Source organism: Nonomuraea thailandensis (assembly GCF_024172165.1).
GTDB lineage: Bacteria > Actinomycetota > Actinomycetes > Streptosporangiales > Streptosporangiaceae > Nonomuraea > Nonomuraea thailandensis.
Map to the genome: position 1 here is coordinate 8,099,166 of NZ_JAMZEB010000002.1, position 13,191 is coordinate 8,112,356.

Genomic DNA, 13,191 nt, shown 5'->3' on the forward strand with positions numbered 1-13,191 from the left:
GGACGATGATCGTTGGCGGGGGCATCGGGGGGCTCAGCACGGCGCTGAGCCTGCACGCGGCCGGGCTCGGCTGCGTGGTGGTGGAGGCGGCGCGCACGTTGCGGCCGCTCGGGGTGGGCATCAACATGCAGCCGCACGCCGTACGCGAGCTGACCGAGCTCGGGCTCGGCCCCGTGCTGGCGGACATGGGCGTGGAGACGAGCTTCATGACGGTCGCCGACCGGCACGGCAACATCATCATGGCCTTACCCCGGGGCCGGTCGGCCGGCTACCGCTGGCCGCAGTACAGCGTGCACCGGGGCGAGCTGCAGATGGCGCTGCTGGCAGCGGTCGAGGAGCGGATCGGGCCGGTGCGCACCGGGGTCGCCTTCGAGGGCTTCGAGCAGGACGGCGACGGGGTGCTCGTCACGCTGCGGCAAGGCGATCGGGTCTCTCGGGAGCGGGTGGACGTGCTGGTCGGGGCCGACGGGGTGCAGTCCTCCGTACGGGCGCGGCTGTGGCCGTCCGGCGATCCGCTGCGGTGGGGCGGGATCAGGATGTGGCGCGGGGTGGCGGAGAGCGACCGGGTGCTCGACGGTGCCACGGTGCTGGCCGGCGGCTCGAACTCCGCCGCGAAATTCGTGACTTATCACATCTCGGCGCGCAATCCGCGGCTGCTCAATTGGGTGGCCGAGGCAAAGGTGGCCGAGCCCGGGATCGTGCCGGACGCCGATTGGTCCCGCGAGGGCACCCACGCCGACGTGTCCGGATATTTCGCGTCATGGAAGTACCCGCTCGTCGACATCCCGGCATTACTCGCCGCCACGAAGCGGATACTCGAATACCCCATGGTGGACCGCGACCCCCTCCCCCGCTGGAGCAAGGGCCGCGTGACCCTGCTCGGCGACGCCGCCCACCCCATATACCCCATCGGCTCGAACGGCGGCTCCCAGGCCGTGCTCGACGCCCGGTTCCTGGCCCGCTGCCTGGCCACGCACGACGACCCGGCGGTCGCGCTGGCGGCGTACGAGGCGGAGCGGCGCCCGCCGACGTCGGCGCTCGTGCTCGCGAGCCGGTCCCTGCCCATCGAGAAGACGATCGCGCTGGTCGCCGAGCGCGCGCCCGGCGGGTTCGGCCACGTCGGCGAGGTGCTCACGGCGCAGGAACTGGCCGCCATGGAGGCCGCCCAGCGCGCCATCTCCGACGCCGACGTGCGGACGCTGAACGAAAGGGAGTCGTGGAGTGTTTGAGCCTGTGACTCCCATGACAGGCCGGTTCGTGCGAGAGTAAGATCGCGCCAGATTAGGTTTACCTGACTGACATGTCCAGCATTTACCGCTCCGCTAGAGTCAATTCAGACTCCGAAAGAGTTGCCGTGCTGACCGCGGTCTCGCCCCCCTAGGAATTCCATTGCTCGAGATAGACAACCTTTCCCATGTGTACGGCGGCGGTACTCCCAACGCACACCACGCCATCGAAGGTCTCAACCTGAGCGTCGCCGCCGGCGAGCTGCTCTGCATCGTGGGGCCCTCGGGCTGCGGCAAGTCGACGCTGCTCCGCTCCATCGCCGGCCTGATCCAGCCGACGGGCGGCCAGGTCAGGGTGGAGGGCGAGCTCGTCCGCCAGACGCCGGACAACCTCGCCGTGGTCTTCCAGGACTACAGCCGCTCCCTGTTCCCGTGGATGTCGGTCGCCGACAACGTGGCGCTGCCGCTGCGCCGCAGGAACATGGACAAGAAGCAGCGCCGCGACGCCGCCGCCGAGGCGCTGGAGTCGGTGGGCCTGGCGAACGCGGGCCGCAAGTACCCGTTCCAGCTCTCCGGCGGCATGCAGCAGCGCGTCGCGATCGCGCGGGCGCTGGCGTACCGGCCGACGCTGATGCTCATGGACGAGCCGTTCGGCTCGGTGGACGCGCAGACCAGGGAGGACCTGGAGGACCTGGTGCTCAAGGTCCGCGGCCACCACCAGATGACGATCGTGCTCATCACCCACGACATCGACGAGAGCGTCTACGTCGGCGACCGCGTGGTCGTGCTGTCCAAGGCGCCCGCGCACGTGGTGGGCGACCTGAAGGTGGACCTGCCCGCGCCGCGCGACCAGATCTCGACGCGGGAGCACCCCGACTTCGTGCACCTGCGCGCCGAGGTGGGGCGGCTCGTCCGCGGCCACGCCACCGTCTAGCCTCCCCGGGCAAGGGGCCTCCCGTCGCCGGTGGCCCCTAACCCGGCAGGGCGCCGCCGAGCACTCCGGCCGGCGACGAGCGTCACCCGGTCCTGTCACGCACCTCGTCCTTCAGCGGCGGGAGATCTCGATCACGGCCCGCCTGCTCTGCGGATCGTCGAGGTGGCCGAGCAGGTAGTGCGCCAGGTCGGCGCGCGACAACGAACGGGAGCGCGGCAACGGCCGATCCGCCGCCGTCACGTAGTCGCCGGTCAGCGCCCCGTCGGTGAGCCTCGGCGGCCGGACGATCGTCCAGTCCAGGTCGCCCGCGGCGGCGACGATGCGCTCCATCTCCGCCATGTCGGCGTACAGGTGCCGATACAGCGGCCGCACCATCCCGCCGATCAGCAACCGCCGGCCCAGCGGCGCGGCCGGGGACAGCTCCAGGGCGGCCGAGGTGAGACAGGACAACCGCCGCACCCCGCACTCCCGCATGGCCGCGATGATGCCGGTCATGCCCTGCGAGTAGACGGTCGTCGGCCGTCGGCCCGCGCCTCCGAGGCAGGACAGCACGGCATCGTGCTCCGCGACCTCGTGCCGCCAGCCGCCCGGCCGCAGCACGTCGCCCCGCACGACCGTCAGGCGGGCATGGCGCGGCACCGACTCGGGCCTGCGGGCCAGGGCGGTGACGCGATGACCGGCGTCGAGCGCCTGCGCGACGAGGTGGGCGCCGGTGCCGCCGCTCCCGCCGAGGACGAACAGCCTCACGCGCTCACCCCCCGCCTGCGCCGAGCCGTCGCGAGGAACGTCGCGACGGCGAGCATCGCCAGCGTGACCAGCGCCATGAACATCTGGCCGTGCAGGCCCAGGACGAACTGCGTCTCGTCGCCGAACTCCGGGTCGTAGGTGGCGGTGCCGGGGAACAACAACGCGGGGAACATGCTCGCCCACGGCACGGCCACGATCCCCGCGGCCCACAGCAGGCGGGCATGCGTGTCCCCGCGACGCCCGGCCAGCAGGGCGAGGGCGAGCAGCCCGAGAGCCAGCGACGTGACGATGTACTGCGCGTCGTGGAACTTCGCGTGCGGGGACCAGGCCGGGTTGAACATGTGCTCGTGAGCGGTGTCGTGCAGGACCAGGTCGAACAGGAGGGCCCCGAGGGCGGTCTCGGCCGCCGCCAGAGCGACCAGAGCTCTGGGCAGGGTCCAGTGCCGTGTCATGCGTACCTCACATCGGTTCGGTGTAGTCGCAATGACTATAGTGACTACATTGATAGAGTCAATACAGCGATGGTGTGATGACAAACCTGTAGCGAGCCGTACGCTTGACCCATGAGCCAGGCGACGACCCCGACGCGACGAGATCGCAAGAAGCAGCAGACGCGGCAGGCCATCGGTGAAGCGGCGATGCGGCTCTTCCTCCAGCGCGGCTTCGACGCCGTCACGGTCGCCGACGTCGCGCGCGAGGCCGACGTGGCCGTCCAGACGGTCTTCAACCACTTCCCCTCGAAGGAGGACCTCTTCTTCCAGGAGCGCGACGGTTACGTGTCGTTGCCGAGCAGGGCCGTCAGGAGCCGGGGCACGGGCGAAACGGTCGCGCAGGCCCTGGCCCGCGGCTACCTGCGGCTGCTCGGCGACTATCACGTCGCCGGCCTGCTCCTGCAGTCCATCGACTATCAGCGCACCCTGGACGCCAGCCCAGCCCTGCGCGGCAGGGAGCTGGAGCTGCGCCAGGAACGCGAGAGCCTGCTGGCCGCCGCGCTGGCCGAGGACGCGCCGCCGCTGAGCGAGGGGCTGCGCCCCGCTCTGATGGCCGCCTTCGCCTCGGCGGTCGACCGGGTGCTGGACGCGGAGGTCCGCCGCCGCCTCCTCGCCGGCGAGCCGGCCGGCCAGGTGCAGAGCTCGGTGGAGCCGATGGTCGTGGAGCTGTTCGCCGTCGCCGAAGCCGCCTGCGGAAAGGTGGGAGCACCTGCGTGAGCACCTTCACCCGAACGCGGGCGGGCAGTGCCGATGAGTTTCGGCGCCGTCGCCGGTCATCACCTTCATGACAACCTTCGCGCTCATTCACGGCGGCGGCGGAAGCGCCTTCGACTGGCACCTGGTCGAGGCGGAGCTCCGCGACCGCGGGCACGACACGGTCGCGGTGGACCTGCCGACGTCCGACCCCCAGGCAGGGCTCTGGGACTACGCCGACGCCGTCGTCCAGGCGGCCGGCGCGCGCCGGCCCCTCGTGGTGGTGGCCCACTCGTGGGGCGGCTTCGTCGGCCCCCTCGTCGCCGAGCGTGCCAAGGCCGACGCGCTCGTCATGGTCACCGCCATGATCCCCAGCCCGGGCGAGACCCCGGCGGACTGGTGGGGGCGCACCGGCCACGCCGCGTCCGGCATCGAGGACGAGTACGAGCTCTACCTGCACGACGTCCCGCGCGAGCTGGGCGAGCGGGTGCTGGCCCACGATCGCGCCCTGGCCGAGAAGATGGACATGGACCGCGCCTACTACCAGCCATGGCCGCTGGCCGCCTGGCCGGACGTCCCGACGAGATTTCTGCTCTGCCGCGACGACCGGTTCTTCACTCCGGAGTTCGCGCGCCGCCATGTCGAGGAGCGGCTGGGCATCACCCCGGATGAGATCGCGGGGAGCCACATGGTGATGTTGTCGCGGCCGGGCGAGCTGGCCGACTATCTCGTGCGGGTTCTCCCCACCGGCTGAACGCCCACCACACCCGGCTGCGCGGCCGTGCCGCCGGCCGGCGGCGTCCGCGCTCGCCGGGCCTCGAACCGGGTCACGGAGCCTCTCGGCCCGCCGGCGGCCGGCGGGTCCGGAAGTACGCCCCCGGCGTGACGCCCGTCTCGCGCCGGAACGCCGCCACGAACGCGCTGACCGTCTCGTACCCGACGGCCCGCGACACCCGGCTCAACGGCTCACCGGCGGCCAGGGCGGGCAGGGCCGCGTTGAGGCGGACGAGTGTACGCCACCGGCCGAACGTCATGCCCGCGCCGGACAGGAACAGCCGGGCCAGCGTGCGCCCCGAGGCGCCGACCCGGCGGCCCCATTCGTCGAGCGACAGCGCGGTCTCGGGCGCCTCGACGAGCGCCTGCGCCACCGCGCGGGCCCGCGGGTCGGCCGGCAGCGGCGCCCCGAGGGTGGTCATCGGCACCGGCTCCAGCAGGTCGAGGAGCAACGTCTCGCCGTGCGCCCGGCGCCCGGCGTCGAGGCCGGGGTCGTCCAGGAAGAGGACGAGCTCCGCGATCAGCCGCGTGACCTCCACCGCCTGAGGCTCGGCCCATCGCCGCGCCGCGGTGCCCGGCGGCGGAGCGGACACGTACAGGGACGTCATCGTGCTGTGGCTCGCCGCGATCACCTCGTGCGGCACCCCGGCCGGGATCCACAACGCCCGCGTGGTCGGCAGCACCCACGTCCTGGCGTCCGCGGCGACCGTGAGCGTGCCGCTGGAGGCCCACGCGAGCTGGTGCACCTCGTGCGTGTGCCGGGCGAAGCGCGTCCGCGCCGGCATCGCGAACCTGCCGATGAGCACGAGCGCGATGCCATGTCCGTTCAGCGACATGATGTGGAAGCCTACGTCCTTCCGGACGTCCCTGGCCGGTGCCTAACGTGACGGTCATGAACGACGACCACGCACGGTTGTGCGCGAGCCCGCAGTGGGCCGCCCACCTTCAGGACAACGTGCTGCCGAAGGCCATCGCCCAGGCCGAGCTCGGCAAGGAGCTGCTGGAGGTCGGCCCCGGGCCGGGCGCGGCCACCGAGTGGCTGCGCACCAGGGTCGAGCGCCTGGTGGCCGTGGAGATCGAGGCGGAGGCGGCATCGCTGCTGGCCGAGCGCTACGCCGGCACCAACGTCGAGGTCCGCCAGGGCAGCGGGGCCTCGCTGGAGTTCCCCGACGGCTCGTTCGACTCCGCGGCGGCCTTCACGATGTTGCACCACGTGCCGACGGTGGCGCTGCAGAATCGCCTGCTGGCGGAGATCCTGCGCGTCCTGCGCCCCGGCGGCGTGCTCGTCGGGGCCGACAGCCTGCCCAGCGATGGGCTGCACCGGTTCCACGAGGCCGACACCTACAACCCGGTGGAGCCGGCCTCCTTTCTCGTGCGGCTCCAGACCCTCGGGTACGTCGACATCACGCTCGGCGTGGGCGACGGCCTGACGTTCTCTGCCCACAAGCCCGCCTCCACCGGCGACACCCCGCCCACGGAGTGACGGACCGCGCGCCCTGACCAGGTCAGCCCACCCCGGCGGCGGGCCGCCTGGCCAGGACGCACACGACGGGAGGATCGAGATCGAGGGTCTCGGTCCTCTCGTGGATCAGGCCCGCGCCTTCGAGGAGGTCCTGGATCTCGCGGGCCGCCTTGACCGGGGTCCTCGCCGTGGCCCCGGGACAGCGCGGCTGGGAGACGATGGCGAGGCGGCCACCGGGAACGAGCCGTCCGCCCAGCTCTCCCAGCCGCTCGGCGGGAGCGGGCCAGTGGCCCAGGGAGTTGACGGCGAGGATCACGTCGAAGGGGCCGCTCAGGGCGGACGGGAGCTCATCGACGGCGGCGCGGGTCAGCGTGACCCGGCCGGCCCTGATGGCGGCGGCGTTGCGGCGGCTCGCCTGCCGGAGCATCACCTCGGAGTGGTCGACGCCGTGGACGTGGCCCTCGTCACCGATCCGGCGGGCCAGCTCGGCGATCGCGACGCCCGGGCCGAATCCGACTTCGAGGATCCGGTCGGTGGGGCGCACGCCGAGGCGATCAGCGACCCAGAGGTTGCGGCGGCGGTTGGAGGAGCGGTGCGCCATCACCCAGCCGACGACGCGCCCCGCCACGCCCCTGGGGTGGCCGAACTGTCCGATGAGGGTCTTGATCATGCGTTGTTTCACTGGTGCCATGGCGGGCTCGCTGGTCGTGTGTCCATGAGCCCGCAGTCAACACCTTCAAGTCGGCTTGAAGACAAGAGCGGCACGTTCCTGAGCCCGGCTGAGCCTTTCGCCGGCCCAGGAGACGCCTGCGGAGGTACGGCAGGTCCTGATCACCGCGGGGCCGAGTCGCCTCGCCCCTGCCCTTCTGGGTGCGGAGGCCGCCTCCGGGCCTTGGTCAGCGCGGGTGCGTCGACGGCCGGACTTCCCAGGCCGGCCGTTGGAGCCGATCGTTGTACACGACGATGTCGGCGTGGTCGGCCGGGCGGGCCGTGGCGAAGTAGAGCTGCTGGGAGGGGATGTAGCGGTTGCGCCAGGACCGTTCGATCTGGGCGGTGCCGGCGGCGGATCCGGCCAGCGCCGCGTTTCGGTCCCGGGCGCGATCTATCGTCTGCTCGAAGGGGACGGACACGAAGATGCGCAGGTCCCACCGGGCGACGAGCTCTGGGCGCAGGAGGAAGACACCGTCGAAGAGCAGGACGGCGTCCGCGGGGGCGGTCGTGGCCGGCGGGGACGACGCGGTGTCGGTGTCGCTGTCGTAGACCGCGTGCCGGAACCTGCGGTCTCCGCCCGGGCCCAGCGGATCGAGCAGGACCCGGCACAGCGCGGCGTGGTCGTGGGCGTCGAAGTAGCAGCCCTCGGCCGAGTACCGGCCGCGCCGGTAACGCTGTGCGCGGGGGACGAGGAAGTCGTCGATGGACGCGCGGATGACGTCGCGGTCCTGGGTGCGGAGGACGGCGGCGAGCTCGTCGGCCAGGGTGGTCTTGCCGGCGGCGGGCGGGCCGTCGATGGCGACTCGCAGCGGGTGCGTGGGCGTGGGCGTGACGGAGTCGATCGCCTCGGCCAGCCGGCTGATGAGCTCGCCGCGGGTGCCTTGGTTCATTGTCGCCCCTCCCTCACGGCCCGATCCACAGGTCTCAGGGGTTACTCTGCCCGCAGTCCGATGCGGTCAAAGGCCGAGCTCGCGGCCCTCGGGGATCATCGCTGTCGCGGGGAAGACCGACGTCCGGGTGCAGGGGATCACAACGGCGAGGGGCAAGCGACAGGCTCTCCCGGGCACCGCGAGGCGCGGGGGCGGGGCACCGCGAGGCGCGGGGGCGGGGCGCCGCGAGGCGCGGAGGGTGCGTCGCGAAGCGCGGAGGGTGCGTCGCGAAGCGCGGAGGGTGCGTCGCGAAGCGTCAAAGGGGAGGCGCCCGAGTGGAGCGAGGGCCGATCGCGGCGGGCTCCAGGGGCCGGCCGTCTTCACGGGCCACGGGTGGGCGCCGCCTGGCCACCTGCTCCGGAGAGGAGGTAGGAGGCGGCACCCGTACCGTGGTGGTTAGACCGGGGTGTGCATGTGGCGGGTCAGGGCGTGTTCCACCAAGGTGATCAGGGTGGATTTGACTGACTCGCGCTGCCTGGCGTCCAGGCGGACGATCGGGATGTGGTCGCCGATCGACAGGGCTTCCCTGAGCTCGTCCTCCGCGTGCGCGAAGTGGCCGTCCCAGCCGTTGATGCCGATGACGAACGGGAGTTTCGCCTCTTCGAAGTAGTCGATGGCCGGGAAGCTGTCGGCCAGGCGGCGGGTGTCGACGAGGACGACCGCGCCGATCGCGCCCCGTACGAGGTCGTCCCACATGAACCAGAACCGGTGCTGCCCGGGCGTGCCGAACAGGTACAGGATCAGGTCACGGTCGAGGGAGACCCGGCCGAAGTCCATGGCCACGGTCGTGGTCGTCTTGTTCGGCGTGAGCGAGACGTCGTCGACGTGGGCGGAGGCGTCCGTCATGACCGCTTCCGTGGTGAGCGGGAGGATCTCCGAGACCGCTCCCACGAACGTCGTCTTGCCCACGCCGAAGCCCCCGGCCACGACGATCTTCGTCGAGGTTAGGCCGGGGCTAGAGCCTGCGAAGTCCACTGAGAACCCTTTCGAGCAAGTTGAGGTCCGGCTTTCCCGCGTCCAGCGCAGGCTGGTGCACGCGGATCAGGCCCTCCGACGCCATGTCGGCGATCAGCACCCGGACCACACCCAGAGGCTGGCGTAAGAGCGCGGAGATCTCGGCAACCGACCGGACGTTCCGGGTCAGGTTAATGATCGCCTGATACTCCGGACTTAGTAGGGAAATGTCTTGGTATTCCGACGTCACAGAGGACACGAGTGCCTCCATGGCGAACTTCATCCGCGGCGCGGTGCGCCCCCCGGTCACGGCATAGGGCCGTACCAGGGAGCTCGGCTTCTGCGGACGGGGAGCCGCCGGATGCGGCGGAGTGCTATCACCAGCCCAACCCTGCTGACCTGACACCATTCTTCTCCTTCACCGCCCCGCTATCGGGGGCGGGCCGCTTGCAGCTCAGCGCGTACGGCCGGAGTCAGTACCTGACCCGCCCGCTCGACCAGCAAGGTCATCTGGTACGCGACCAGACCCATGTCACAGTCGGGAGCAGCCAGGACCGCCAAACAGGATCCATCACTGATCGACATGATCATCAAGAGCCCACGCTGCATTTCGATAACGGTCTGCGTCACCATACCGCCCTCGAAGACCCGCGCAGCGCCCTGGGTCAAGGAGATCACGCCGGAGGCGACCGCCGCGAGCTGGTCGGCCCGGTCCTTGGGGAAGCCCTCAGAGTAGGCCAGCGGCAACCCGTCGGACGACACCACGACCGTGTGGGCGACGCCCGGCACGTTGTTCACGAAGTCCGTGATCAACCAGCTTATGCCGCGCGCTCCCTGGCTCATTTCTCTCATTTGTCCTCCTGCTGATTCTCTTCTCCGCGGGTGAACGCCCGGCCTTGCCGGACACCCTGCTGGAAGCTGGAGAGCCGGCTGCGCAACCGCTCGGGCGAGATCTGCGGCGCCGGTGACGTGGGCTGCGGCTCCGCGAGGCTGGCCGTGCCGGGCACCAGGTTCGCCTTGGGGACGCGGCGGGGCAGGCCCGACGGCGTCGTGCCGGCCTGCTGCGGCTGGGCGGCTGCCTGCGCGGCCTGGAAGCCGGGGTCGGCGGGCGAGGACCAGGAGGGGGCGCTGACGCCCGACTGCCCGGGCTTGCGCTGCGGGAGCGCCGACCTGCCCGGAGTGCCCACGCCGCCGGAGGGCGGGGCGAGCGGCTGCGGCTCGGCGGGCACGGCCGGGTGCACGGCGGTGGTCTCGTGCGCGGGCTCGTGCGCGGGCTCGTGCGCGGTCTCGTGCTCGGAGCGCGGCTCCAGGACCTCGGGGTCCGGCCGGCGGAACCAGTCGGACCCGACCGACGAGAAGATCGGCAGGAACTCGTCGCCCTGCTCGTCGAGCGGCGAGCTGCGCACGACGGGGAGCGGCCCGGTCATGTCCTGCGAGGAGTACTCGCCGGGGCCGAACGGGTTGTAGGCGGAGTGACCGTTCTGCTCGAACTGGTCGGCGGGCTTGGGCTCCTCGGCGAACGGAGAGCGGTAGGAGTCGCCGAACTGCGGCTGCTGCCGCTCCTCTGCCTCGAACAGAGACCTGCGGGGCAGCGGCTCGGAGAACGACGACCAGCGCGGCTCCTCCTGCTGCGGCTGCGGCGGGGGAGGCTCGGTCGCGAAGGACGGCCAGCGCGGCTCGTCGTCCTGCTGCATGGGCGGCGGCTGCTCGGCGAAGGACGGCCACCTGTTGTCGGCGAACGGCGACGGCTCGGCGGCGGGAGCGGCCGGGGCGGACGGAGCGGGCGGCTCCTCCGTGAACGACGGCCAGCGCGGCTCGCCGAAGGCGGCGGGCTGCTGCGGCGCGGCGGCGGGCGGCTCCTCGGCGAACGACGGCCAGCGGGGCTCGTCGGCCTGCGGCTGCCGGTCGCCGAAGGGGTCGCCGAAGGCGGGCGACGGCTGGTCGCCGAAGCCGGGCGAGGGCTGGTCGCCGAACACCGACGGCTGGTCGCCGAAGGACGACGGCTGCGGCTCGGCGGCGGCGGGCTGCTCGCCGAACGAGGGCCAGTTGCCCGTGCCGGGCGCCGGCAGCGAGCCGGGCCACTGGGTGTCGACGACCTGGCCGGGAACGTCGTCGAAGGAGGGGTGCGAGCCGTTGCGGGACGGCGGCTGCTGCTGGAACATGCTCGGGTCGAACGAGGTGAACGCCTCGTACTGCCCGCCCTGCTGCGGCAGGCCCTGCCCGTTGCTGATGAGCATGTCGGGCATGAACACCAGGGCGCTCAGGCCGCCGGTCTCGCGCATGCTGAGCTGGACGCGCACGCCGTGGCGCAGGGCCAGGCGGCCGACCACGAACAGGCCCATGCGCCGCGAGACGGACACGTCCACGACGGGGGGGTTGGCCAGGCGCCAGTTGGCCTCGGCCAGCTCCTCCTGGCTCATGCCGATGCCCAGGTCGTTGATCGTCACCAGGACGCCGCCCTCGGCGGGGGTGCTGGTGACGGTGACCTTGCTCTCGCGCGGGGAGAAGGAGATGGCGTTCTCGATCAGCTCGGCGAGCAGGTGGACGGCGTCGGTGACGGCGGGGCCGACGATGAGGGTGCCGGACGGGATCTGGATCTGGACCCGCTCGTAGTTCTCGACCTCCGACAGCGAGGCGCGGGCGATGTCGACCAGCGGCACCGGCTCGCTCCACTTGCGCGCGGCCTCGGTGCCGGCGAGGACCAGGAGGTTCTCGCTGTTGCGGCGCATGCGGGTGGCCAGGTGGTCGAGGCGGAAGAGGTTCGCGAGCCGCTGCTCGTCCTCTTCACCCTGCTCCAGGCCTTCGATGAGCTGGAGCTGCCGCTCGACCAGCGTCTGGCTGCGGCGGGAGAGGTTGACGAACATCGAGTTGACGTTGGCCCGCAGCTTGGCCTCGTCACCGGCCAGCCGGATCGCCTCGCGGTGGACCTCGTCGAAGGCCCGGGCCACTTCACCGATCTCGTCACGGGTGTTGATGCCGATCGACGGCACCTCGGGCACCTGGGCGCCTTCACCGGACTCGCGCAGCACGCGGACGGTGTCGGGCAGCCGGGTCGTGGCGACCTGGAGCGCCTCGGCCCGCAGCCGGCGCAGCGGCCGGACCAGCGAACCGGCCACGCGGGTGGTGATGATCAGGACCAGGAGCAGCAGGACGAGGATCAGCGCGCCGGAGATGATGGCGTCGCGCTGCTCGGTGTTGCTCAGGTCGGTGGTGGTGGTCACGATCTTGCCGGCCAGGTTGCCCTCGACCTTGCGCATCGCGTTGACCGTCACCGTCGTGCTCTCGAACCAGTTGTTCAGGTCACGGGTCAGGGTCGGCGTGGTGACGTCGAGGTCGTCGATCCTGTTGTTCTGGCGCACCTGGGCCAGCGCGCGCTGGCGCATGGCGTCGGCGAGGTCGACCTGGAGGCCGCGCACGCCCTTCTGGTAGGCGTCGAGGTCGGTCTTGCCGGCCTCGGCCTCGAAGGAGGCGAGCTCGGCCTGCTGCTTGTCCCAGGAGCCAAGGAACTCGGACCAGTCGGCGCTGTCGACGCGGCGGTTGGGCTGCAGGAGCGTGACGATGAGGATGATCTGCTGCCGCGAGACCTCCTCCTTCATGCGCTGGAGCGAGCCGAGCGCGGCCACGTCACCCTGGAGGCCGTCGTCGCTGACGCCGTCGCCCAGGTCGGCCTGGATGCCCGAGAAGATCTCGATCATCGTGGTGTACGTGCTGATCGAGGCTCGCGCCGGCACGTTGTCGACCATGGAGTCGCGCAGGCTGTCGAGGCCGTCCAGCCAGCGGCGGGTGTTGTCGACGCCGTCGCGCACACGGGCGGAGTGCGCGGCGTCGATGGCGTTGGCCGCGGTGAGCACGTCCTGCTTGGTCTTGTCGGTGGCCTGCCGCTGGGTCTTGAGCTGGACGAAACGCCCGCCCCGGCGGCGGTCGGCGACATACCAGGCGGTGAGCGTGCGCTCCTTGGCGAGCTCGTGGTTGAGCGCGCCGATGCGCTGCACCAGCTCCGCCACCTGCGTGAGCCGGCGGTATTCGGCACTGGTGCCGATGGCGTCGGCCAGCTGGATGCCGGCGAGCAGCACACCCACGACCGTGGGGATGAGGATCAGCGCGACCAGCCGGGAGCGCACACGCCAGTTCGCCAGCCGGAACCGTCCGCCTGTGTACTCCCCTGACCTCGTGTGCCTGGGGTCTTTCGTCCTCACTGAGTCTCGCAACCTCTCGCCGGTACGTGCTCGAAGAAAATCAGACACGCGTGGGGCGCATGGGATTCTGTCCG

At 71.5% G+C, this 13,191-nt stretch carries 14 protein-coding genes; 5 read left to right on the forward strand and 9 right to left on the reverse strand.

The window, feature by feature from the left end; translation table 11 throughout:
* The first annotated feature begins 5 nt into the window (after positions 1-5).
* Together HD597_RS40900 and HD597_RS40905 are read left to right on the forward strand one after the other, a co-directional pair.
* Complete coding sequence (locus tag HD597_RS40900; RefSeq protein WP_253749877.1) at positions 6-1,229, forward strand: flavin-dependent oxidoreductase; 1,224 nt, start codon at positions 6-8, stop codon at positions 1,227-1,229.
* Between the two features lie 160 nt (positions 1,230-1,389).
* Positions 1,390-2,160, forward strand: a complete 771-nt coding sequence (locus HD597_RS40905; protein ID WP_253749880.1) for an ABC transporter ATP-binding protein — start codon at positions 1,390-1,392, stop codon at positions 2,158-2,160.
* A gap of 111 nt (positions 2,161-2,271) precedes the next feature.
* On the opposite strand, the gene HD597_RS40910 is transcribed toward HD597_RS40905, so the two are convergent.
* Positions 2,272-2,907 (reverse strand): NAD(P)-dependent oxidoreductase, encoded by a 636-nt coding sequence (locus tag HD597_RS40910; RefSeq protein WP_253749883.1) that lies wholly within the window; start codon positions 2,905-2,907, stop codon positions 2,272-2,274.
* Entirely contained in the window at positions 2,904-3,359 is a 456-nt protein-coding gene (locus tag HD597_RS40915) for a DUF6640 family protein (protein WP_253749885.1), read from the reverse strand. The genes HD597_RS40910 and HD597_RS40915 overlap by 4 nt, the downstream gene beginning before the upstream one ends.
* A 111-nt stretch (positions 3,360-3,470) precedes the next feature.
* Here HD597_RS40915 and HD597_RS40920 point away from each other — a divergent pair, with 111 nt between their 5' ends.
* Positions 3,471-4,115, forward strand: coding sequence for a TetR/AcrR family transcriptional regulator (locus tag HD597_RS40920; protein WP_253749888.1), 645 nt, complete (start codon positions 3,471-3,473; stop codon positions 4,113-4,115).
* 67 nt (positions 4,116-4,182) lie between these two features.
* Complete coding sequence (locus HD597_RS40925; RefSeq protein WP_253749891.1) at positions 4,183-4,845, forward strand: alpha/beta fold hydrolase; 663 nt, start codon at positions 4,183-4,185, stop codon at positions 4,843-4,845.
* Between the two features lie 73 nt (positions 4,846-4,918).
* Here HD597_RS40925 and HD597_RS40930 read toward each other — a convergent pair whose 3' ends face one another.
* Positions 4,919-5,701, reverse strand: coding sequence for an AraC family transcriptional regulator (locus HD597_RS40930; protein WP_253749894.1), 783 nt, complete (start codon positions 5,699-5,701; stop codon positions 4,919-4,921).
* A gap of 56 nt (positions 5,702-5,757) precedes the next feature.
* On the opposite strand from HD597_RS40930, the gene HD597_RS40935 reads away from it, so the two are divergent.
* Positions 5,758-6,348, forward strand: a complete 591-nt coding sequence (locus tag HD597_RS40935; RefSeq protein WP_253749897.1) for a class I SAM-dependent methyltransferase — start codon at positions 5,758-5,760, stop codon at positions 6,346-6,348.
* Positions 6,349-6,370: 22 nt separating this feature from the next.
* Here HD597_RS40935 and HD597_RS40940 read toward each other — a convergent pair whose 3' ends face one another.
* The 6 genes from HD597_RS40940 to HD597_RS40965 form a co-directional block, all read right to left on the reverse strand.
* A complete protein-coding gene (locus HD597_RS40940; protein WP_253749900.1) occupies positions 6,371-6,997 on the reverse strand; it encodes a class I SAM-dependent methyltransferase in 627 nt (208 codons plus the stop codon).
* A 226-nt stretch (positions 6,998-7,223) separates the two neighbouring features.
* The gene (locus HD597_RS40945) at positions 7,224-7,928 is read right to left on the reverse strand and encodes a cytidylate kinase family protein (RefSeq protein WP_253749903.1); all 705 of its coding nucleotides are present in this window, start codon (positions 7,926-7,928) and stop codon (positions 7,224-7,226) included.
* Between the two features lie 435 nt (positions 7,929-8,363).
* Entirely contained in the window at positions 8,364-8,894 is a 531-nt protein-coding gene (locus HD597_RS40950) for a GTP-binding protein (protein ID WP_253749920.1), read from the reverse strand.
* 28 nt (positions 8,895-8,922) lie between these two features.
* The gene (locus HD597_RS40955; protein ID WP_225272260.1) at positions 8,923-9,330 is read right to left on the reverse strand and encodes a DUF742 domain-containing protein; all 408 of its coding nucleotides are present in this window, start codon (positions 9,328-9,330) and stop codon (positions 8,923-8,925) included.
* Positions 9,331-9,350: 20 nt separating this feature from the next.
* Positions 9,351-9,773 carry a roadblock/LC7 domain-containing protein gene (locus tag HD597_RS40960; RefSeq protein WP_020546551.1) on the reverse strand — a complete coding sequence of 141 codons (423 nt, stop codon included), beginning with the start codon at positions 9,771-9,773 and terminating at the stop codon, positions 9,351-9,353.
* Positions 9,770-13,117, reverse strand: coding sequence for a sensor histidine kinase (locus HD597_RS40965; RefSeq protein WP_253749923.1), 3,348 nt, complete (start codon positions 13,115-13,117; stop codon positions 9,770-9,772). The genes HD597_RS40960 and HD597_RS40965 overlap by 4 nt, the downstream gene beginning before the upstream one ends.
* Positions 13,118-13,191 lie beyond the last annotated feature (74 nt).